This window comes from Bradyrhizobium sp. Bra64 (genome assembly GCF_024519875.1).
GTDB lineage: Bacteria > Pseudomonadota > Alphaproteobacteria > Rhizobiales > Xanthobacteraceae > Bradyrhizobium > Bradyrhizobium japonicum_G.
In genome coordinates, this window is record NZ_JALJRD010000001.1 from 170,160 (window position 1) to 190,915 (window position 20,756).

Annotated in this window: 21 protein-coding genes and 1 tRNA gene; 14 read left to right on the plus strand and 8 right to left on the minus strand. The window is 65.3% G+C overall.

Translation table 11 applies throughout. From position 1 onward, the window contains the following. Positions 1-11: 11 nt before the first annotated feature. Both NR187_RS00770 and NR187_RS00775 read right to left on the minus strand, forming a co-directional pair. Positions 12-1,403 (minus strand): M48 family metalloprotease, encoded by a 1,392-nt coding sequence (locus NR187_RS00770; RefSeq protein WP_256806190.1) that lies wholly within the window; start codon positions 1,401-1,403, stop codon positions 12-14. 134 nt (positions 1,404-1,537) lie between these two features. Next, positions 1,538-2,389, minus strand: a complete 852-nt coding sequence (locus NR187_RS00775; protein WP_256805491.1) for a thermonuclease family protein — start codon at positions 2,387-2,389, stop codon at positions 1,538-1,540. 251 nt (positions 2,390-2,640) lie between these two features. Between NR187_RS00775 and NR187_RS00780 the strand changes: the two genes are divergently transcribed. The 4 genes from NR187_RS00780 (at position 2,641) to NR187_RS00795 (ending at position 7,733) form a co-directional block, all read left to right on the plus strand. Then, positions 2,641-3,846, plus strand: coding sequence for an ABC transporter substrate-binding protein (locus NR187_RS00780; protein ID WP_211386179.1), 1,206 nt, complete (start codon positions 2,641-2,643; stop codon positions 3,844-3,846). Positions 3,847-4,013: 167 nt separating this feature from the next. Then, the gene (locus NR187_RS00785) at positions 4,014-4,805 is read left to right on the plus strand and encodes an enoyl-CoA hydratase (RefSeq protein ID WP_211386180.1); all 792 of its coding nucleotides are present in this window, start codon (positions 4,014-4,016) and stop codon (positions 4,803-4,805) included. A 2-nt stretch (positions 4,806-4,807) separates the two neighbouring features. Continuing rightward, positions 4,808-5,560: a hypothetical protein gene (locus NR187_RS00790; RefSeq protein ID WP_256805492.1), complete on the plus strand. Its 753-nt coding sequence runs from the start codon at positions 4,808-4,810 to the stop codon at positions 5,558-5,560. A 58-nt stretch (positions 5,561-5,618) separates the two neighbouring features. Continuing rightward, positions 5,619-7,733 (plus strand): acetate--CoA ligase family protein, encoded by a 2,115-nt coding sequence (locus NR187_RS00795; RefSeq protein WP_256805493.1) that lies wholly within the window; start codon positions 5,619-5,621, stop codon positions 7,731-7,733. Between the two features lie 93 nt (positions 7,734-7,826). Here the strand turns inward: NR187_RS00795 and NR187_RS00800 are convergent, their stop codons facing one another. The 3 genes from NR187_RS00800 to NR187_RS00810 are packed head-to-tail and all read right to left on the minus strand — an operon-like array spanning position 7,827 to position 10,899. After that, complete coding sequence (locus tag NR187_RS00800) at positions 7,827-8,639, minus strand: enoyl-CoA hydratase/isomerase family protein (RefSeq protein ID WP_211386183.1); 813 nt, start codon at positions 8,637-8,639, stop codon at positions 7,827-7,829. Positions 8,640-8,655: 16 nt separating this feature from the next. Beyond that, positions 8,656-9,816, minus strand: a complete 1,161-nt coding sequence (locus tag NR187_RS00805; protein ID WP_211386184.1) for an acyl-CoA dehydrogenase family protein — start codon at positions 9,814-9,816, stop codon at positions 8,656-8,658. Between the two features lie 18 nt (positions 9,817-9,834). Further along, positions 9,835-10,899: an acyl-CoA dehydrogenase family protein gene (locus NR187_RS00810; protein ID WP_256805494.1), complete on the minus strand. Its 1,065-nt coding sequence runs from the start codon at positions 10,897-10,899 to the stop codon at positions 9,835-9,837. A 247-nt stretch (positions 10,900-11,146) separates the two neighbouring features. Between NR187_RS00810 and NR187_RS00815 the strand changes: the two genes are divergently transcribed. Next, entirely contained in the window at positions 11,147-11,932 is a 786-nt protein-coding gene (locus NR187_RS00815; protein ID WP_256805495.1) for an SDR family NAD(P)-dependent oxidoreductase, read from the plus strand. A gap of 143 nt (positions 11,933-12,075) precedes the next feature. Here NR187_RS00815 and NR187_RS00820 read toward each other — a convergent pair whose 3' ends face one another. Together NR187_RS00820 and NR187_RS00825 are read right to left on the minus strand one after the other, a co-directional pair. Then, positions 12,076-12,348, minus strand: a complete 273-nt coding sequence (locus NR187_RS00820) for a GlsB/YeaQ/YmgE family stress response membrane protein (protein ID WP_211386187.1) — start codon at positions 12,346-12,348, stop codon at positions 12,076-12,078. Between the two features lie 42 nt (positions 12,349-12,390). Next, positions 12,391-12,993 carry a YidB family protein gene (locus NR187_RS00825; protein ID WP_256805496.1) on the minus strand — a complete coding sequence of 201 codons (603 nt, stop codon included), beginning with the start codon at positions 12,991-12,993 and terminating at the stop codon, positions 12,391-12,393. Between the two features lie 144 nt (positions 12,994-13,137). Here NR187_RS00825 and NR187_RS00830 point away from each other — a divergent pair, with 144 nt between their 5' ends. Next, positions 13,138-14,139, plus strand: coding sequence for a 2-dehydropantoate 2-reductase (locus NR187_RS00830; RefSeq protein ID WP_256805497.1), 1,002 nt, complete (start codon positions 13,138-13,140; stop codon positions 14,137-14,139). Between the two features lie 25 nt (positions 14,140-14,164). Further along, positions 14,165-14,377, plus strand: coding sequence for a hypothetical protein (locus NR187_RS00835; RefSeq protein WP_211386190.1), 213 nt, complete (start codon positions 14,165-14,167; stop codon positions 14,375-14,377). 120 nt (positions 14,378-14,497) lie between these two features. Here the strand turns inward: NR187_RS00835 and NR187_RS00840 are convergent, their stop codons facing one another. Continuing rightward, positions 14,498-15,130 carry a hypothetical protein gene (locus NR187_RS00840; RefSeq protein ID WP_211386191.1) on the minus strand — a complete coding sequence of 211 codons (633 nt, stop codon included), beginning with the start codon at positions 15,128-15,130 and terminating at the stop codon, positions 14,498-14,500. Positions 15,131-15,339: 209 nt separating this feature from the next. On the opposite strand from NR187_RS00840, the gene NR187_RS00845 reads away from it, so the two are divergent. The 7 genes from NR187_RS00845 (at position 15,340) to NR187_RS00875 (ending at position 20,754) form a co-directional block, all read left to right on the plus strand. Continuing rightward, on the plus strand, positions 15,340-16,368 hold the full coding sequence (locus NR187_RS00845; protein ID WP_256805498.1) for an alpha/beta hydrolase: 1,029 nt from the start codon (positions 15,340-15,342) through the stop codon (positions 16,366-16,368). Between the two features lie 156 nt (positions 16,369-16,524). After that, entirely contained in the window at positions 16,525-17,250 is a 726-nt protein-coding gene (locus NR187_RS00850) for an AMP-binding protein (protein ID WP_256805499.1), read from the plus strand. Positions 17,251-17,265: 15 nt separating this feature from the next. Further along, on the plus strand, positions 17,266-17,904 hold the full coding sequence (locus tag NR187_RS00855; RefSeq protein ID WP_211386193.1) for an RraA family protein: 639 nt from the start codon (positions 17,266-17,268) through the stop codon (positions 17,902-17,904). Between the two features lie 27 nt (positions 17,905-17,931). Next, complete coding sequence (locus NR187_RS00860) at positions 17,932-18,303, plus strand: dimethylsulfonioproprionate lyase family protein (protein ID WP_211386194.1); 372 nt, start codon at positions 17,932-17,934, stop codon at positions 18,301-18,303. A 47-nt stretch (positions 18,304-18,350) separates the two neighbouring features. After that, positions 18,351-19,307 (plus strand): tripartite tricarboxylate transporter substrate-binding protein, encoded by a 957-nt coding sequence (locus NR187_RS00865; RefSeq protein WP_256805500.1) that lies wholly within the window; start codon positions 18,351-18,353, stop codon positions 19,305-19,307. 104 nt (positions 19,308-19,411) lie between these two features. Further along, positions 19,412-19,488: transfer RNA gene (locus tag NR187_RS00870), tRNA-Arg, on the plus strand. Positions 19,489-19,614: 126 nt separating this feature from the next. Further along, positions 19,615-20,754: an amidohydrolase/deacetylase family metallohydrolase gene (locus NR187_RS00875; protein WP_211386196.1), complete on the plus strand. Its 1,140-nt coding sequence runs from the start codon at positions 19,615-19,617 to the stop codon at positions 20,752-20,754. Positions 20,755-20,756 lie beyond the last annotated feature (2 nt).

Sequence of the window (20,756 nt, forward strand, 5' to 3'; positions counted from 1 at the left end):
GCGCTACATCGTCAATCCGCCACGACCTTCACGCGATCGCGCACCTTCACCTGCGCGTTGCGATCGAGGCCGTTGAGCACGCGGAAACGCTCGGCGGGGTGATCAACGCCAGCCATGCGGTGGGAGAGCGATTCCACGGTGTCGCCGGGCTGCACGGTGATGACCTTGATGCGCAGCGGGCGCGCGGCCTGGATCTCGTCGAGGGTCAGGCGGCGGAACGAGTTGACGGTCTCGCGCGCGTTGCGCTCGCTTTCGGTCGACTTCTGCCGTGTCGCGAAGATGAAGCGGTAGACGTCGCTGCCGAAGCGCAGCGCATAGACCTTGAACTGCCACTGGTCGCCCTTGGCGGTCGCGGACGCTGCCGGGAAGCCGTTGATGGTGATGTCTTCGGTGGACGCCTTCTCGACGCCTTCCATCCAGCCGGAGTTGAGGTAGTCGCCGAGCGACTGCTCGGCCGGCACCCGCACCACGTCGAAGCGCATCGCCTGCGAGCCGCCGTCGCGCACGCCGATCACCGCCTGCGCGGTATTGTCGAGCGTGAAATTGTCCGGCGCCTGGAAGGTGAAGCCGAGCTTGGGGTGCAGGAAACGCCGGCCGCGGACAAAACCTTCGCTGGGGTCTTCGCCATAGACGAGGTTGTCGACCGCGGCGAGATAGCTCTCGCGATCGCGCTCGCCACCTTCCGGGGCGACGTACTGCCGCGCGATGGTCTGCGCGTTCTGCACGCGCTCCGGGGTTGCCGGATGCGACGAGGTGAAATCCTGCGCGCGCGGATCGAGCGAGGACTTGCCGACCTTCAGCTCGGCATTGCGCTCCATCGCCGAAAGGAAGCGGGCGGCGCCATACGGGTCGAAATGCGCGCGCGCGGAAATGGCGACGCCGATGCCGTCGGCCTCGAACTCCTGGTTGCGCGAAAAGCTCGCCATGGTGAGCTTGGTCTTGGCGAGCGCGAGCGCGGTGAGGTCGGGGTCGTTGCTCATGTCGGTGACGACACGGGTGACGATAGCGGCCTGGCGCGCCTGATCCTCGCGCATCGCGGCGTGCTTGGACAGCACGTGCGCCATCTCGTGGCTGAGCACGGAGGACAATTCCGAGGTGTCGCTCGCAAGCGCAAGAAGTCCGCGCGTGACATAGAGCTGGCCGTTCGGTAGCGCGAAAGCGTTCACCGCGCCGGAATTGAGGATCGTGACCCTGTAGCCCTGGTCGGGACGGTCCGAGGCGGCAACCAGCCGGTCGACGGTTTTGCTGACGAGCGATTCGAGCCGGGGATCGTCATAGGTGCCGCCATAGCTCGCCAGGATGCGCTCGTGCTCCTTCTCGGTCGCGGGGGTCTGCGCCACGGCCGGCTTCGGCTTCGGCATGGCGACGGTCGGCGGGGTCGCCGCGGCCTGGAACCGGCCCATATCGCCGCAACCGGCAAGGGCTGAACCCAGCACGAGGCATAGCACGGCCGACGCAGCCCGCAGGCGGCGACCTTCACCCTTCCAGTGCTGTTCTGGCACCCCATTCACGTCGCTTAACCCGTGCCCAGCCTGCTTTAAGGCCTTACCCCAATAGGCTCGTTTGCGCCCAGCAATTCAACCTGTCCCAAGAGACGCAGGTCGATTCGCGGCCCCGTGTTCCCCTCAACCCAGCCCCGAACACGAATACGTCTATTTTCCAGGGACTTAAGGTTGATGCCCACGCTTTCGAACGCCGGTAACGTGCGTCTTGAAATAGTCACGGCAAAGCCGCGTGTCCAGTTCCGTCCGAAGTTGAGGTAGGTCATTGCCCCAGCTTGCCGGACCGACAGGACTTTACCCTCGACCACCGTAAAACGCCCGATCCCCGCCAAAATATCGTCCGGACTTTCCGCGTTTTTTATGGCCGACGGGTCAGCCCAGTTGCCCTTTTTTTGACGCCGTGCCTCGGCCTCCGACGACATCAGGGCGGCCGCACAGTCCTTGTCGGTGACTTCGGCGGAGACGATGGCGTCGCCTTGGGCCAACAGCATCGCCTGTACCGAAGTCTCGCTTTCGCCGATGAAGACCAGCGCCCCCTGCCGGCCGTAGCGGTCTGGTGTGTCGTCAGCGCTCCTCAGAATCACGTCGCGGCCGCCGAGCAGCAAGGTCAGTGCCGGCTTCGTCCCCGCCGTGGACTCGATGCCGGTGAGGCGGATTTCGCGGCCGTCGTCGAGACGGACACTGCGTGCGTCGACGATGGCTGCGACACGGCCTTCGCCTTGGGACTCGAACTGGCACGGGCTCGCGAAGGCGCTGTGCCCCGCGACGAGAAAAATTGCGATGATGAGGTGAGGCCGTTGCGTCACGTGACCCGGAGAGGTTGCGTTGAGCGTCACTTTTAACTCAAGCGTGGCTGCGCGCGAAGGGGCTTCGTCGCACTCCGTCATTGCGAGTGCAGCGAAAGACCGTCTCCGTGGAAGGACTCTGGATTGTTTCGCTGCGCTCGCAATGACGTGGAAACATTTATCCGCACCAAGCCATTCCGTTTTGCGGAAAACGCGTGATGCAAGGGCGACCTGCGTCGCAGCTCGCGCTTGCTGCCCTCCCGCGCATGCGGCATGATCGCGGCAACAAGTTCAACCAAGAGCAATAACCAAGCCGCCATCAGAGTACGGCGCGATAAGGGAGGTCTTTTTCGATGAAGCATATTTTGTCGGGCATTTTTGCCGCAGCGTTTGCCCTGAGTGCGAGCGCCGTGCAGGCCCAGGACAAGCCGCCGCTGAAGATCGGCGGCATCCTCGACATGTCGAGCCTCTATGCCGACATCACCGGCCCCGGCAGCGAGACCGCCGCCAAGATGGCCGTTGAAGACTTTGGCGGCGAGGTGCTCGGCCGCAAGATCCAGGTGCTGGCCGCCGACCATCAGAACAAGGCCGATCTCTCCGCCAACATCGCCCGCGACATGCTCGATAACCAGGGCGTCGAGATGATCTACGACGTCGCGGCTTCCGCGACGGCGCTGGCCGCCGGCGAGATCGCGAAGGCGCGCAACAAGATCATCATGTTCAACGGCCCGGGCTCGATCCGTCTCACCAACGAGGCCTGCGGTCCCTACACCGTCCACTACGTGTTCGACACCTACGGCCAGGCCAACGTGACCGGCCTTGCCGCCGTGAAGTCGGGCCTCGACACCTGGTTCTTCCTCACCGCCGACTACGCCTTCGGCCAGGATCTGGAGAAGGACACCAGCGCCGTCGTCACCAAGACCGGCGGCAAGGTGCTCGGCAGCGTGCGCCATCCGCTCAACACGTCGGACTTCTCGTCGTTCCTGCTTCAGGCCCAGGCCTCCAAGGCCAAGGTGATCGGGCTGGCCAACGCCGGCGGCGACACCGTCAACGCCATCAAGCAGGCGGCCGAGTTCGGCATCACCAAGGGCGGCCAGAAGGTCTCGCCGCTGCTCGCCTTCGTCACCGACATCGACTCGATCGGGCTGGAGACGGCGCAGGGCCTGTTGCTGGCGGAAGCCTTCTACTGGGATCTCAATGACGACACCCGCGCATTCTCGAAGCGCTTTCAGGAGCGCATGAAGCGGCCGCCGACCTCCGCGCAGGCCGGCGTCTACTCCTCCGTGACTCATTACCTGAAGGCGGTGAAGGCGGCCGGCACGACGGACTCCGCAGCCGTCATGAAAGTGATGAAGGAGACGCCGATCAACGACTTCTTCGCCAAGAACGGCAAGATCCGCGAGGACGGCCGCATGGTCCACGACATGTACCTGTTCGAGGTGAAGAAGCCGTCGGAATCCAAGGGCCGCTGGGACGATTACAAGCTTCTCGCCACTGTGCCCGGCAGCGAAGCGTTCCAGTCGCTGGAGCAGTCGCGCTGTCCGCTGGTGAAGAAATAAAGACCGTCATTGCGAGCAGCGAAGCGACGAAGCAATCCGGACTGTCTCCGCGGAAACATCTCTGGATTGTTCGCTTCCGCCTCCGCTCTTCGAGCTTCGGCGGACAAGTCGCTCGCAATGACCAGTGTGGCGATAGACCGAACAAAACAACGAAGGGAGACGCCTCCATGAGTAACGACATGGTCCTGCAAAAGCTCGAAGGCGGGCTGCTTACCATCACCATGAATCGCCCGGAGCGGAAGAACGCGCTCAACCCCGAGATGGTCGCCGGATTGGTCGAGGCGGCGCGGCGCGCCGCAGACGATCCGGAGGTGCGCGCGGTGCTGTTCAAGGGCGCCGGCGGCTCCTTCTGCGTCGGCGGCGACGTCAAGTCGATGGCGGCAGGGCGCGCGCCGCTGCCGTTCGAGCAGAAGCTTGCGAATTTGCGCCGCGGCATGGAGGTCTCGCGCATCCTGCACCAGATGCCGAAACCCGTGGTGGCGCAGCTCGACGGCGCGGCGGCCGGCGCCGGCCTCTCTATGGCGCTGTCCTGTGACCTGCGCATCGCCTCCGAATCCTGCAAGATCACGACCGCCTTCGCCAAAGTCGGCTTCTCAGGCGATTACGGCGGCACCTATTTCCTCACCCAGCTGCTCGGCAGCGCGCGGGCACGCGAGCTCTATCTGATGTCGCCGGTGCTCACGGCGAAGGAGGCCCATGCGATCGGCATGGTGACGAAGGTCGTACCCGACGCCGAGATCGACGCCGCCGCGCACGAGCTCGCGCTGTCGCTGGCGCAGGGGCCCTCGATCGCGCTCGGCTTCATCAAGCGCAACATCAACAATGCCGAGCATCTGGCGCTGGAGGATTGCTTCGACGGCGAGGCGATCCACCACACCCGCTGCAGCGACACCGAGGACCACAAGGAGGCTGCAAAAGCCTTCGTCGAGAAACGCAAGCCGGCCTTCAAGGGCGCATGACGATGGCGCCCTATATCCGGCTGCGGCAGATCTGTCTGGTCGCGCCGCAGCTCGCACCCGTGATCTCCGATATCGCGGAAATCATGGGCCTCGCCGTCTGCTACCGCGACGGCAACGTTGCGAAATACGGCCTGGAGAACGCGCTGCTCCCGGTCGACACGATCCTGCTGGAGGTGGTGGCACCGTTCAAGGACGGCACCACGGCCGGCCGCTTCATCGAGAAGTCCGGCGGCCGCGGCGGTTACATAGCGATCTTCTGCTGCAATGATCCTGACGAACGCGGCCGCAACGCCAATGCGATGGGCGTGCGCACCGCGAACGTCGTCGACCACGCGCCCTATCACGGCGTGCAGCTCCACCCCCGTGACTGCCGCGCCGCCTTCATCGAGTTCAACCACACCGAAGGCAGTGACGACATTCTGGGTGCTTATCCTCCTGCGGGACCCGATTGGCAGAAGTTCATTCGCAAGGACGTGACGCAGGCGCTGATCTGCGTTGAGATGCAGAGTCCGGATCCGCAAGGGCTGGCTGAGCATTGGGGCAGGATCATCGGCGTTGCGCCGAGCCACGATGCCGAATTGAAGCTGCCCAACGCGACCTTCCGTTTCGTCAAGGGCGCCAGCGAGATCATGAGCGCGCTTGAGTTTCGGGTGGCCGATGTCGCGCGCGTGCTGCATGCGGCGAGGGCGAAGGGGCTCGCGGTTGCGGGGAGCGAGTTCCTGCTCGGCGGTGTGACGTTCCGGATCGCGGCTTGAGCTCTTGACTTCGTCGCTGCGCAGGGATGGCGGATAAACATAAGAGCAGGGATTCAACATGCCGCATCCGCTCGACAGCTTCTTCGCACCCGCCAGCATCGCGTTGATCGGCGCCTCGCGCGATCACGAGAAGATTCCGGGCCGGCTGCTCGCGATGCTGCGAAAGAACGAATATCCCGGCAGAATCTACCCGGTAAACCCCAACTACGCGGAGATCGACGGGCTCACCTGCTTCAAGTCGGTCGCCGAGATCGGCGTGCCGATCGATCTCGCCGTCATCGTCATCCCCGCCCGCGCGGTCCTTCCCGCGCTCGAGCAATGCGCCGCCGCCCGCGTGAAGAACGCCGTGATCATCTCCTCCGGCTTTGCCGAGGAGGGCGGCGACAGCGCAGCGATGCAGGATTCGATCGCAACGCTGGCCAAACGCACGGGCATGCGAATTTCCGGTCCGAACGCCGAGGGCTTTTTCAGCCAGATGCAGCGCGTGGCGGCAACGTTCAGTCCTGCCGTGGACGTCAAGCCGGGCGTGGTGCCGCTCGTCGCGACGGCGAAGCGGATCGGCATCGTCGCGCAGAGCGGCGGCATCGGCTTTGCTTATTATCACCGTGCGAGGGCGATCGGCGTCGCCGTGAGCTATGTCGTCAGCACCGGCAATGAATCCGATCTCGGCGCCGGCGAATTTCTGGATTATCTGGTGCAGGACGCTTCGACGGATGTGATCCTGCTCTTCATCGAAGGCATCCGCGACGTCGACAAATTCCTTGCCGCTGCACGGCGGGCAGCTGAGCTGAAGAAGCCTGTCATCGTCACCAAGGTCGGGCGCTCCGGCGCAGGTCAGCGCGCGGCGGCGTCGCACACCGCTAGCATGGCCGGCTGGTCGGCGGCCTATGATGCGGTGTTTGCCAAATATGGCCTGATTGTTTCCAACGATCTCGACGAAGCGCTGACGATCGCCGCGGTGCTCGCCAGCAATCCCCTGCCGAAGGGCGATCGCGTTGCCGTCGTCACGGTCTCCGGCGGTGCGGGCATCTGGGGCGCGGATGCTGTGGCCCTTCAAGGCTTGCGGGTGCCGGAGCTCTCAGAGCCGATCCAGGCGGGGATCAAGCAGCTGATGCCGTCCTACGGCACCGCGCGCAATCCGATCGACGTGACCGCACAGGGCGTGACCTCGGGTGGCCTGCAGAAGAGCGTCGATCTGCTCACCGCCTGCGACGAAGTCGACGCGATCCTGGTCGTGCTGTCGCTCTCGAGCGAGGTGCGCAAGCCGTTCAAAGAGGAAGAGCTGACGCCGGCGCTGGCAGCGCAGCACAAGCCGGTGGTGTTCTATTCCTACACCGTGCCGTCCGATTTCGCGCGGCGCGAGCTCGCCAGATCCGGCGTGTTGGTGCTCACGGGCCTGACTCATGTCGGAGTCGCGATGCGGCAACTCGTCGATTATGCCAGCTTCAAGCTGCCGAGGCCCGCGGACGAGGCGCGGCCGCCGGCGCACGATCTTTCGGCATATTTCAAGTCGCCCGCGCTGTCCGAGGCCGACAGCAAGGCGTTGCTCCGCACCGCCGGCATCACGCTGCCGGATGAGGTGCTGGTGGAGGACAAGGGCGGGCTCGACGAAGCCGTCGCCCGCGTCGGCTTTCCGCTGGTGATGAAGATCCAGTCGCCGGATATCGCGCACAAGAGCGAGGTAGGCGGCGTGCGCGTCAACATCACGACGAAGGGCGAGGTGTTCCTGGCCTTTGAGGCCCTGCTCGACAATGCGCGCAAGCATCGGCCGGAGGCCGCGATCCAGGGCGTGCTGGTCGGTCCGATGGCGAGGCGGGGTGTCGAGATCATCGTCGGCACGATGACGGACGGGACGTTCGGGCCGATGGTGATGGTTGGCCTCGGCGGCATCACCACGGAACTGTTCCGCGATGTCGTCTACCGCCCGGCGCCGGTAAGCGCGGAGGAGGCGGACGCGATGCTAAACGCCTTGAAGGCCGCGCCGCTGCTGAGCGGCTTTCGCGGGGCGGCCAAGGCGGATGTCGCGGCACTGGCGCAACTGATCGCCGACGTCTCGGTGCTGGCAGCCCGCCATGCGGCCGAGATCGCGGAGATCGAGCTCAATCCAGTGCTGGTGCATCCGGAGGGGCAGGGTGTGACGATCGTGGATGCGCTGGTGGTGGGGCGGAAATAGCGAGCAACAAGCAAAACTGTCAACCCGGCGAAGGCCGGGACGACCCCAGAGTATGCGGCGATGGCGGAGCCACGCGGCGAAGCGCAAACTAAATCACCGTCCCTTGAAATTCGCCGCGCGCCGCTCTTCCGTGGCTTTCACGCCTTCCTTGAAATCTTCCGTCGCGCGCAGGCGGGTCTGTTCGGCGAGCTCGTGGTTGGTTGCTGCCATGACGCGGTCGGCGAGGCCGGCGCGCATCGTGGCACGGGTGGAGAGGAGGCCGAGCGGGGAGCATTCGGCGATCTCGCCCGCGAGCTTCATCGCGGCTGATTTCACCTGGTCCTGCGGCACCAGCTCGTTGGCGAGGCCCCATTTGACGGCTTCTTCGCCGGTGACGCGGCGGCTTGTGTAGAACATCAGCTCGGCGTTGTTCTTGCCGATCAGTTCCGGCAGCGTCGTCGTCAGGCCGAAGCCGGGATGAAAGCCGAGCTTGGTGAAATTCGCGGAGAAGCGCGCTTCTGGGCAGGTGACGCGGAAGTCCGCGGAGACCGCAAGCCCGAGGCCACCGCCGATGGCCGCGCCCTGCACGGCGGCGACGATCGGCTTCTTGGCGCGGAAGATACGCACGGCCTGGATGTAGAGATGGTTGATCGGGCCGAGATTGTCGGCTGGATCGCCCTTCTTCTCGGCTTCGCGCGCCTCCTGCGCCTGCCGCGCCGGATCACCGAAATTGGCGCCGGCGCAGAACGCCTTGCCTTGTGCCGAAAGCACTGAGCTGCGGATCTCGATGTCGCGGTCGAATTCGTCGAGCGCGTCCGCGATCTGGTTGATCAGCGAGATGTCGAAGAAGTTGAGCGGCGGGCGACGGATCTCGATGGTGCCGACGTGGCCGACTTTCTCGACGCCGATATCTTGATAGGTGCTCATGATGTCCTCGATTGAATTAGCGCAAACCAAGCCCGCGGGCGATGATACCGCGCAGCACTTCGGTGGTGCCGCCCTGGATCGTGAGTTTAGGCGCGGTCTTGATGGCGAAATCGAGCTGCCGCTCCAGCGTCTCGCGGTTGGTCGCGGTCTCCTCGACGAACGCCGCCAGATCGCGGACGCGGTGCGGAAGCTGCTGCTCCCAGACCGTGCCGATGTCCTTGACGATGGAGGCTTCCACCACCGGCTCCTTGCCGGCCTGCAGCATGCCGGCGACCGAGACCGACATGCGGCGCATGGTGTGGAGCTGCGCGACCAGGCGGCCGATGCCTTCGGCGCTGCGCGTGTCCGGATTGGGGCCGACCGCGCGGACCAGCTCGGTCAGCACGTAATAGGTCTCCAGAAAACGCTCGGGACCCGAACGCTCATAGGCAAGCTCGCTCGTCGCCTGCTTCCAGGCGCCGTCGACCTCGCCGAGCACGTGATCGTCGGGCACGAAGAAGTCGGTGAAGACGACCTCGTTGAACTCGTACTGGCCGGTGATCTGGCCGATCGGGTTCACCTGGATGCCCGGCTGCTTCATCTTGACCAGGAACTGCGTCAGGCCGTGACGGCGGTTCTCCTTGGTCGGCGGCGAGGTGCGGAAGATCGCGATCATGTAGTCGGCGATGTGCGCCGACGACGTCCAGATCTTGGTGCCGTTGATGAGATAGCCGCCGTCGGTCTTGGTCGCGCGCGTTTTTGCCGCGAACAGGTCCGAGCCGGAGTTCGGCTCGCTCATGCCGATCGCAAAGCAGATCTCGCCGCGGCAGATGCGCGGCAGGATGTCCATCTTGATGTGCTCAGGCGCGTATTTGATCAGCACCGGTCCGCTCTGGCGGTCGGCGACGAAGAACCGTCGCGTCGGTGCATTGGCGACGCGCATCTCCTCGGTCACGACGTAACGCTCGAGGAACGAGCGCTCCTGGCCGCCATACTTCTTCGGCCAGGTCATGCCGAGCCAGCCCTTGGCGCCGACCCGGCGGGAAAATTCCGGCGCGTCGGTGTCCTCGCGGTTGGGCTTGTGCGGATCGAAGGTGCCGGCGGCGATCTCCTCGGCAAGGAACGCGCGCACCTCCTTGCGCAATTGCTCGCACTTCTCGGGCAGGCGGATCGGATCGAAACGAAGGGCAGCGGTCATTGTTGTCTCGTCCCCTGATCAGCGCGAAGCCACGAGCGGCCACAATTCGTCGGCGCCGCGATTGGCAATGAGCTTGCCGAGCTCGACGGCCCAGTGGCTCTCCGAACCGAAATCGTCGCGCCAGGCCAGCGCCCGCAACGAATAGCGGTGCAGGATGTGCTCCAAGGTGAAGCCGATCGCGCCATGCACCTGATGCGCGATGGCGCCGCCTTTTTCGGCCGCTTCCGCGCAGCGGATCTTGGCCGAAGCGGCTTCGAGATAGACCTCGTCGTCGAACGTCCTTGCGTTGGCAATGGCGTCGGCGGCGGAGGTCGCGGCGGCAAGCGCGGCGGCGGACTCACCGGCAAGACGGGCGAGATTGTGCTGCACCGCCTGGAACTTCGAGATCTTCTTCTCGAACGCGACGCGCTCGTTGGAGTAGCGCACGGAGATGTCGAGCATCGCTTCCAGCGCGCCCGCGATCTGAAGGCTGCGCGCGACGCCGCCCATCAGCATCATTGTGGTCTGGTCAAAACCCTTCGGCGCGGGCCTGAGGGTGACGGGCTGGACCTTGTCGAGCGTGACGGTGTCGCTGTGGTCGTAGCCGACATTGAGTCCGGATTCGATCCGGCCCTTGCTCGCGTCGACCAGTGCGATCGAGGCGCCGTCCCTGCCGTGCGCCAGCACAGCAAAGTGCTTGGCCGCTTTCGCAAACGGCACGCCGCGGGCGCGGCCGGAGAGCGAGCCGTCGGCGGCGAGCGTGATGCGATCCTTCGGGGATGCCGGCAGCACCGTCATCTCGCACTCGGGAGAAGCAATTTTCGCCTGCGCCAGCAGCCAGCCCGCTAGCATGGTCTCGGCCAGGGGAACCGCGACCGCGAAGCGGCCGGCGGCGTTGAGAAGCGCAAAGCCGTCGGCAAGGCTCGCGCCGGAGCCGCCGAGATCGTCGGGCACCCAGGACAATGGCAGGCCGGCTTCGCTCAGCGCCTGCCACAACGGCGCCTGCCACGAATCCTTCCTGTCGTTGTTGATGGTTTGCGGATCGGCGAGATCGGCGAAGATTTTCTCCGCGGTCTCGACGACGATATTGTCACTCTCCGCCACAGCGTTCCCCGTGTTTTGCCATTGGCGCGTCCGGCCCGGCGGGCGAGGCGCGCAGGTTCTTCTTGCGCCCGATGATCCGAAAAAGCCATGGCCCTGACAAGCGTTGATCGCAGGTCAACCTGCGGCGCGGGCATGGGCGCAACAACCGATCTGGACTAATTCCGCTTAGCGGAGTTTGCTCGATTTGCAGGGCGCGGCAAACTCGCTAAACAGGGCCAGCAACTTAATAACGGGGAAGGAAATCCGGATGGCAAAAGACAGTCTGTGCGCAATCGTGACGGGGTCCGCCTCCGGCCTGGGCGCTGCGACCGCGGAAATTCTCGCACGAAGCGGGGCGCGGCTCGTGATCAACTATTCGTCCAGCCAGAAGGAGGCCGAGGCGACGGCAGAGCTCTGCCGCAAGGCGGGCGCGGCCGAGGTGCTGGTCGCCCAGGGCGACGTCTCGAAGGATGACGATTGCCGCAGGATCGTTGCGGCCGCAAGCGGCTGGGGCAGGCTCGACGTGCTCGTCAACAATGCCGGTACGACCAAGCATGTCGCTCATGCCGATCTCGACGGATTGTCGGCAGACGATTTCCAGCGTCTCTACGGCGTCAACACCATCGGCCCGTTTCAGATGGTGCGCGCCGCCCGCAGCCTGCTCGAGGCGGGTGCGAAGGCTTCGGAGCGGCCGTCCGCCGTGGTCAACATATCCTCGGTTGCCGGCATCAGCGGCGTCGGCTCGTCGATCGCCTATGCCGCTAGCAAGGGCGCGCTCAACACCATGACGCTGTCGCTGTCGCGCGCGCTGGCGCCGCTGATCCGCGTCAACACCGTGTGTCCCGGCTATATCGATACGCCCTGGTTCACCAAGGGCCGCGGCGAGGCACAGGCCAAGCAGGTCCGCGACAGCGTGGTGGCGAAGGTGCCGCTGAAGGTTGCGTCATCCGCTGGAGACATCGCCCAGCTGGTCTGCTTCCTGGCGATGCCGGCCTCCAGCAACATGACCGGCGAGGTCGTGCGCATGGACGCGGGGATGCATTTGGTTACGTGAACTCGTCATTGCGAGCAAAGCGAAGCAATCCAGGCTGCCTCCAAGGCAACATTCAAGGCAACATTCTGGATCGCTTCGTCGCTTCGCTCCTCGCGATGACGATGAGGAGGCAGATGAGCCTCCTCACGCGACGGTTAGCGCCGTCACCCCTTGATCACGCCGCTGGCCACCAGGCGGTGCCAGATGAACAGCACCACCACCGCGCCGATCGTGGCCATGATGAAACCGGCGCCCTGGTCCGGGCCGTAATGCCCGATCGCCTGGCCGATGAAAGTTGCGAGAAACGCCCCGCCGATGCCGAGGATGGTGGTGAGGATGAAGCCGCTCGGGTTGTTCGGTCCCGGCGCGAGCCAGCGCGCGATGAGGCCGGCGATGAAGCCGACGACGATGATCCACAACAGGCCGCCGAAACTCATGACAGTGCTTCCCTTCCCGAGAACGCGTAGATCACAATTTGACTAGATTCTGCCCGAGATCTCGTTCTCGGTCGGCAGCCGCCCGTCCGGCGTCAGATGGTCGACCACCTGCGGCAGGTACTGGCTGAGGCCGGAGAGCAGCTCCTCGCGCGACAGGCCGCTCTGGGCGGACAGGCTCTCGATCTGGTCGGCGCCGAGCGCCTTGGCGAGATCGCCGGGCGCGATCGCCTTGTTCTCACCCTTGCCGACCCAGGTGCTTGCGGTCTCGCCATGGCCGCCCTGCTGGAGCTGGTTGAGGAGATCACCGAGCCCGCCGCTGAGCACGCTGCCGGCCGCGCCGCCCGCGAGCAGGCCGCCAAGGCCGCCCTTCAAGAGGTCACCGAGGCCGCCGCTTCCGCCAAGTGCTCCTCCGAGGTCACCACCTGGGCCTGCATTCACCGGCGGGGGGAGCTGCGTCGGCGTCGGGGACGGCTGTGGCGCGCTGCCGGACTGGTTGGCTGTCAGATGCTTGAAAGCCTTCCAGGCGAGCAGGCCGAGGAGCGCCATGGTCATCGGCGACATGCCGCTGGAGGATTTCTCAGAACTTGGCGTGCTCGGGCCGCGCGGGCCGTTCTGCATTCCGTTGAGGACGTCGAGCAAACCCATGGCGTTCTCCTGCCGATAACAAGCCCCGTTCAAAAACATATGAGGCTCTCATGACGGTTACAAGGCGATTGCACCGCAACCGTTCCATGGGCAGGCGGCCTCGCCTCTGCTATCGAAGGCGGGTCGTTCAGGGAGCAAGGTCTGGTGGTTACGGATCGATCGATCGTGGTGGCCGGCGCGGGCGCCATCGGCTGTTTCGCCGGCGGCATGCTGGCGGCCGGCGGCCGCCGCGTCGCGCTGCTGGTGCGGCCGCGGGTCAAGACCGAGATCGAGCGGTTCGGCCTGCTTCTGACCGATTTCGACGGCTCCGGGAAGAAGCTGGAGGCGGGCCAGTTCGCGCTGTCGGAAGATCCCGCGATCTTCCACAGCGCCGGCATCGTGCTGGTCACGGTGAAGAGCGCCGACACCGCCGAAGTGGCGGATCAGATCGCGCAGCATGCGCCGCAGGACGCCGTCATCGTCTCCCTGCAAAACGGTGTCGGCAATGTCGCGGTGCTGCGCGAACGCCTCGGCGACCGGCGCGTGCTCGCCGGCATGGTGCCTTTCAACGTCATCGCGATGGGCGAGGGCCGTTTCCACCGTTCGACCTCCGGCGACATCCATATTGGCGAGGACGCGGACAATACGGCTGCCGCGCTGTCGGTGCCGGGGCTCACCCTGCGCGCGAGCCGCGACATCGCCGGCGTGCAATGGGGCAAGCTGATCATCAACCTGAACAACGCGCTCAGCGCCTTGTCCGACATGCCGCTCGCCGCGCAACTGGCGAACCGCGACTGGCGAAAGCTGTTCGCCGACCAGATGGCGGAGGGGCTGGCTGCGATGAAGGCCGCCGGCATCAATCCGGTTTCGGCGACGCCGATCCCGATGAGGTGGACGCCGACCTTGCTGCGGCTGCCCGACATGATCTTCAACGCGATCCTGGGACGCACGATGAAGATCGATCCGGAGGCGCGCTCCTCGATGTGGCAGGATCTGAAGCAGGGCCGCAGGACCGAAATCGACTATCTCCAGGGCGCAGTCATCGCGCTCGCGGAGCAGAACAACATCGACGTGCCGCTGATGCGCCGCATTGTTGCGCTGATCAAGGAAGCTGAAGTCGCGGGCAAGGGTCCGCCCGGGCTGACACCGCAACAGATACGCGGGTAGCGCATGAGTGCGAGGGAGGAACGCGATGAGGCGTTGTTTGATGATCGGGCTCGCGCTGGCCGGGCTCTGCTGCGGATCGACGCTCGCCTTTGCGAGGCCGCCGACGGTCATGAATTCTCCCGGCTATGACAGGCGATTGCAGGAGAGCAGGTCGCAGTTGGGCAGTTCACCGGCGACGGCGCCAACGAATGCGCCGGTCGTGACTCCCAAGCGCAGCAAGAAGAAGCATCCGAACTGAGAATGTAGGTGCGAATCTACATCCAACCCGTCATTGCGAGCGCAGCGACGCAATCCAGAATCCCTCCGCGGAAAAAATCTGGATTGCTTCGCTGCGCTCGCAATGACGGTTGTGGCTGGCTCAGCCCTTCTTCGCGGGCTTGCTCGGCGTCGGGTTGAACAGCTTCTTCAGCTCGTTCAATCCATCCGAAAGCCGCGGCCATTCGCAGGAGAACGAGCCCTTGATGCAGGGCGCGCCCTTCGGCCGCGGCCGCGTCTCGCCGACCGCAGCCTGCAGCACCTTCGGCCGCTCGACCGGGACCGGCACGCGCGCGACCTCGGTGCGCAGCGCGATCTGCTGGAGCTGCTGCGCCTGTTGTTCCTGCTGCTCGCGCTGCTGGCGCGCGGTGGCCCGGGCCGCCTCATTGCTGCGGCGCTGATTGGCGAGATAGGCGGTATAGGATTCGTCGATCTTCTTCTGCTCCTCCGGCGTCGGATTGGGGCCGGCGATGTCGAAGGTGCGGTCCTGGAGGAAGTCGTAATAGGAATAGCCGCCGCCTGTCTTGCGCCGGCCGGCGAACTTCGCGTTGCAGTCGGCGAGCGCGGATGTCTTTTCGGCCTTGGTCGCGGCCTTCTCGGCGGCGTCGGCGCATTCCTCGAAATCGACCGGCGCGCGCTTCCACCATTGCGCATGGGCATGCGACGTCGTCAGCAGGGAAAATCCTGCTGCGGCAACGACAAGCGCCGCACGACGCGATGCAACTGCGTTCGACATTCTACGAGAGCATTCCTTGCAAAACTCAACCCGAACTGAGTCGAGCCGGATTTTTGCCCCTTTATCGCCGGCTTGTCACCCATGGAACCCGGGAATTTCATGGCTGCAATGCTGACATTTTTTGCTTGACGTGGCCCGGGAGTCACAGCCGAGCGGCATGGGATGCGCTTAGACTTTTATCGATTTGAATTCGAAGGGGAATGTTCGTCATGAGAGCGCTGGCCTGTCTCGCTGCAATCGCGCTGACGCTCGTGTCCAGCCATGCGTTCGCAGCCGACGAGGATGCGCCCAACCGCAAGCCCGTGAGAGCGATCGCCGACGCGCGGCTCCCGGTCGGCGGCCAGGGCATGCTGCCGCTCTATCTCTCCAGCGACTGGTCGCTGCCGCTGCCGGCGATCTCGCGCGCGATCATCGTGCTGCACGGGCGCCTGCGCAATGCCGATGAATATTATATCTCGGCCCATTCCGCGCAGATCGCAGCGGGCGACGACGGCAAGAGCGCGCTCATGATCGTGCCGCAGTTCCTGGCAGAGATCGATGTCGTCGCGCACAAGCTGCCTGCGGACACGCTGCGCTGGTCGCTGGAGGGATGGGAGGGTGGCGATGCCGCGCTGGCGCCGAACCCGGTGTCGTCCTTCGAGGCGCTCGATGCGATCCTGGCAAAACTCTCGGACCGGCGCATTTTCCCGAACCTGAAACAGGTCGTTGTCGCCGGCCATTCCGGCGGCGGCCAGGTCGCGCAGCGCTACGCCATCGCCGGCAAGGGCGAGGCGGCGCTGTCGCGCCAGCACATCGAAGTGCGCTACGTCGTCGCCAATCCTTCGTCCTACGCCTATTTCAGCAATGTGCGGCCCGTACCGGCCATCGCCGCATCCTGCGCGGGCTTCAACAATTGGAAATACGGCATGGACGCGCGCCCGCCCTATCTCGCGGACGCGACACCGGCCGCGCTCGAGCAGCGATATGTCGATCGCGAGGTGATCTACCTGCTTGGCACCCTCGACACCAATCCGAAACATTCCGCGCTGGACAAGAGCTGCATGGCCGAAGCGCAGGGGCCGTATCGCTACGCCCGCGGCCATGCCTATGTCGATGCGATGGCCAAGCGCGACCACGGCACGCCCAATCACAAGGTATGGGACGTGGCCGGCGTCGGGCATGACGGCGACAAGATGCTGACGTCCAAATGCGGCCTTGCGGCGCTGTTCGATAGTCCGGGTTGCGGTGCAGAGCATTGATGCGGATGTCTTGAAGGTCTCCGTCTCGAAGGCTTGGTTCTCGAAGGCTTGCGTCTTGAAGGCTTGCGTCTTGAAGGGTTGGCCCCGGCTGTTACACTTCATCCCGTGATCGCCTCGCCCTGGGGCGACGCCAAGAAGACGAAGTGGAAACGCCTGATGCTGCTGCCCCTGTCCGATGTGCCGCGCTGGTACGCCGAGCGCAAGCCGCAAGGCACGATCGCCGTCCGTCACGGGCAGGACACGCTGACATGGGACGAGCTCGAGCGCGGCGCCAACCGGCGCGCGCGGGCGTTTGCCGCCAAGGGCGTCAAGCCCGGCGACTTCGTCGCGATCGGTTTGCCCAACGGCAATGCGGTCTTCGAGACATATTTCCTCAACAATGACGGCCAGGACGCCACCTATCACTATCTCGGCGCCGAGCCGAAGCGCCGCGCCAACGGCTGGGAATCGCTCGGCGATATCGGCAGGCTGGATGCGGAAGGCTATCTCTATGTCGGCGACCGGCTCGCCGACATGGTGCTGCGCGGCGGCGCCAACATCTATCCGGCCGAGGTCGAGGCCGCGGTCTCCGAGTGTCCCGGCGTGCGCTCCTGCGTGGTGGTCGGACTGCCCGATCCGGAATTGGGCCAGCGCGTGCATGCCATCATCGAGCCGGAGCCCGGCGCGGACGGTCAGGCCATCGCCGACGGCATGGCGGACTTTTTGAAGGACAGGCTCAGCCGCTACAAGCACCCGGAGAGTTTCGAGATCGTCAGCGGCCCGCCGCGTGATGATTCCGGAAAAGTCCGCCGCACGCTGTTGCGCGACGAGCGCGCAGCGTGGATGAAGGAAGGGCGCGCCTTCCGGATCATGCCGGCGAAGGCGCGGGCGCACGCCGAATAATAAGGATTCCTGGATATGACGATCACGATCGCAACGAACAGCGTGCCGAAGCCGCCCGCCGAGATCATCGAGGGCTTTCGCGGTGCGCCAACCTCGGTCATTTCAGACAATCTCGCCCGGCTGCCGGGCGCGGTGGGGCTGAAGCCCTATCATCGCGGCGGCAAGCTGGTGGGCACGGCCTTCACCGTGCGCACCCGTCCCGGCGACAATCTCGCCATCCACCGTGCGCTCGAGCTGGTCGGTCCGGGTGACGTCATCGTGGTCGATGGCGGCGGCGACGAGACGCGGGCGCTGGTCGGCGAGATCATGAAGAACATCGCGCAATGGCGCAAAGCGGAAGGCTATGTGATTGATGGCGCGATCCGCGACGTCGCGGCCTTCGCCGGCGACGATTTTCCCTGCTACGCCCGCGCGGTGATCCACCGCGGGCCGTACAAGAACGGCCCCGGCGAGATCAACGTGCCGGTCTCTGTCGGTGGTAGCGTGATCTCGCCCGGCGACATCGTGGTCGGCGACGAGGATGGCGTGGTGTCGTTTCCCGCGGCCGGCGCGGCGGCGCTGCTGGAAGCGGTCCGCGCCCAGGTCGCGCGTGAGGAAGAGACGCTGAAGGCGATCCGCGAGGGCCGCTACCAGGGCTCGTATGGAAAATCCTGACAAGACCGAAACGAAGGGGAGAGTAGCGTGAGCCAGAAGGACGAATTCCACAATATCGATAATCCCGGCGACGGGCTGTTTCGCGAACTCGCCGCGGGGGTGACCACGCGCATCTTCTCCGGCGAGCAGGCGATGCTGTCGGTGGTGACGCTGGCGCCGCATGCGCAGGGCACCCTGCATCATCATCCCGAGGAGCAATGGGGCGTGCTCCTCGACGGCTCCGCCATCCGCGTCCAGGGCGAGGAGGAGATTGCCGTGAAGAAGGGCGATTTCTGGCGCACGCCCGGCAACGTGCCGCACACCATGCGCGCCGGGCCCGACGGCGCCCGCGTGCTGGACATCTTCAGTCCGCCGCGGCCAGAATACAAAAAAGCGGGGTCGGGTTTCGGGACGACCTAAGCGCCAAAGAGCAAAAGCCGGGCGCAGCACACCCAAGGGAGGGGACCATGACGATCACACGACGCACGCTGCTGGCCGCGCCGGCCATCCTCGCAATCGCACCGGCGGCGGCGCAAGCCGGCAAGATCACGCTGGTGGTGCCGTTTCCACCAGGGGGATCGACCGATGCGATGGCGCGGTTGCTCCAGAGCCATCTGCAAACGAAGCTCAACCGCATCGTCATTGTCGAGAACAAGTCGGGCGCCGCCGGCGCGCTCGGCGCGGCGCAAGTCGCCAAGAGCCCGCCGGACGGCTCGACGTTCCTGGTGACCTTCGATTCCCACGCGGTGATCCCGTCCATCCTCGACAAGCCGCCCGTCGATGTCGAGCGCGAGCTGATGCCGGTCTTGCTGATCGGTACCGCGCCTTACGTGATCGCGGCGGGTGCGGGCCGTCCCTACAAGAGCTTTGCCGACGTGGTGGCAGCCTGCAAGGCAATCCCGGGTGCGGTGAAATACGCCTCTGTCGGTATCGGCACGCTCGGCCATCTCGCCATGACCGTGCTCGGCAACAAGGCCGGCGTCGAGATCATGCACGTGCCTTATCGCGGCGGCGGCCCGGCCATGAACGACGTGCTCGGCGGCCATGTCGACCTGATCGCGGGATCGGCGGCGCTGGTCGCAGCCCAGCTCGGCACCAACATGCTCCGTCCGATCCTGCAGCTCGGCCGCGAGCGGCTGCCGGGCCTGCCGGATACGCAGACCGCGATCGAGGCGGGCTTTCCGGACTTCGAGACACTGGCCTGGTGGGGCATCTTCGCCCCCGCAGGCACACCGCCCGACATCGTCTCCGCCATGGCGACGGCGTCCAGGGAGATCCTGAGCGAGCCCGCGACCGCCGCCCAGCTCAAGGAGACGCAGCAGATGACGTTGCTGCTCGAGGACGGCCCCGCCTTCAAGACGTTCTTCGACAAGCAGGTCGCCACTTGGGGCAAGGTGGTGAAGGACAACAATATCAAGGCGTAGAGGCCGCCGGCAGATATCCGCATTCGGCCGAGCGAAGGGCTTCCGGTCCCGCTACCGCTTTGGTATGTACAGCTCCAGGTAACCTGCCAGCCGGCGGGTTCCGCGGTCCCGTAGCTCAGCCGGATAGAGCGGCGGTTTCCTAAACCGTAGGTCGCATGTTCGAGTCATGCCGGGATCGCCATTTTGTCATGGGTAATGGCCGCCATTTGGCAGGCCCTCCGGCGCAGGAATTGCTAGAAGCAACAGACTTCCTTCCTGGCCTCGCCGACCTGTCGGCCGTGCCTCACTGCCCCATCCGGAGACCATGATGCCTTTCGACCTGATCCTGCGCGGCGGCCGTGTGGTCGACCCGTCCCAGAAGCTCGACGCCGTGACGGATGTCGCATTCTCGGGCGGCAAGGTGGCTGCCGTGGGCGCCGGGCTCAAGGCGGATCCGGGCACCGACGTGCGCGATGTCTCGCAGCTCATCGTGACGCCGGGACTGATCGATCTTCACACCCATGTCTATTGGGGCGGCACCTCGCTCGGAATCGACGCCGAGGAATTCTGCCGTCTCTCCGGTGTCACTACCGCGGTGGACACCGGCAGCGCGGGACCGGGCAATTTCGCCGGCTTCCGCAAGCATGTGATCGAGCCGAGCCAGGTCCGCATCCTCGCTTACCTACATGTCTCGCATGCCGGCATCTTCGGCTTCTCGCACCGGATCATGGTCGGCGAGAGCGAGGAGCTGCGGCTGATGAATCCGATCGAGGCGGCCAAGGTCGCGGATGCCAATCGCGACCTCATCGTCGGCATCAAGGTCCGCGTGGGCTTGCATTCCTCGGGCACGTCGGGGGCCGTGCCGCTCGACATCGCACTGGAAGTCGCGAACGAGGTCGGCATGCCGCTGATGGCGCATATCGACCATCCGCCGCCGAGCTATGAGGAGGTGCTGGCGCGCCTGCGTCCCGGCGACGTGCTCACCCATGCGTTCCGCCCCTTCCCCAACACGCCCGCGACCGCGCAGGGCACGGTGAAGCGTGCGGTGCTGGACGCGCGCGAGCGCGGCGTGCTGTTCGACATCGGCCACGGCAAGGGCTCGTTCGCCTTCAAGACCGCGCGCGCCATGCTCGCCAACGGCTTCTATCCGGACACCATCTCCTCCGACATCCATCAGCTCTGCATCGACGGTCCGGCCTTCGACCAGGTGACGACCATGTCGAAGTTCCTGTGCATGGGCATGGAGCTGTCCGACGTGGTCGCCGCCTCGACGGTGAACGCGGCAATGGCGCTGCGGCGTCCCGAGCTCGGCAGCCTCAAGCCGGGCAGCGTCGGCGACGCCACGCTGATCTCGGTCAGCCGAGGCCAGTTCGACTATGAGGACGTCGTCGGCGAGCACCTGATCGGTGACCGCAAGATCGTCTCCGAGGGCGTCGTCATCGGCGGCCGCTGGTGGCACCCGAATTGAGC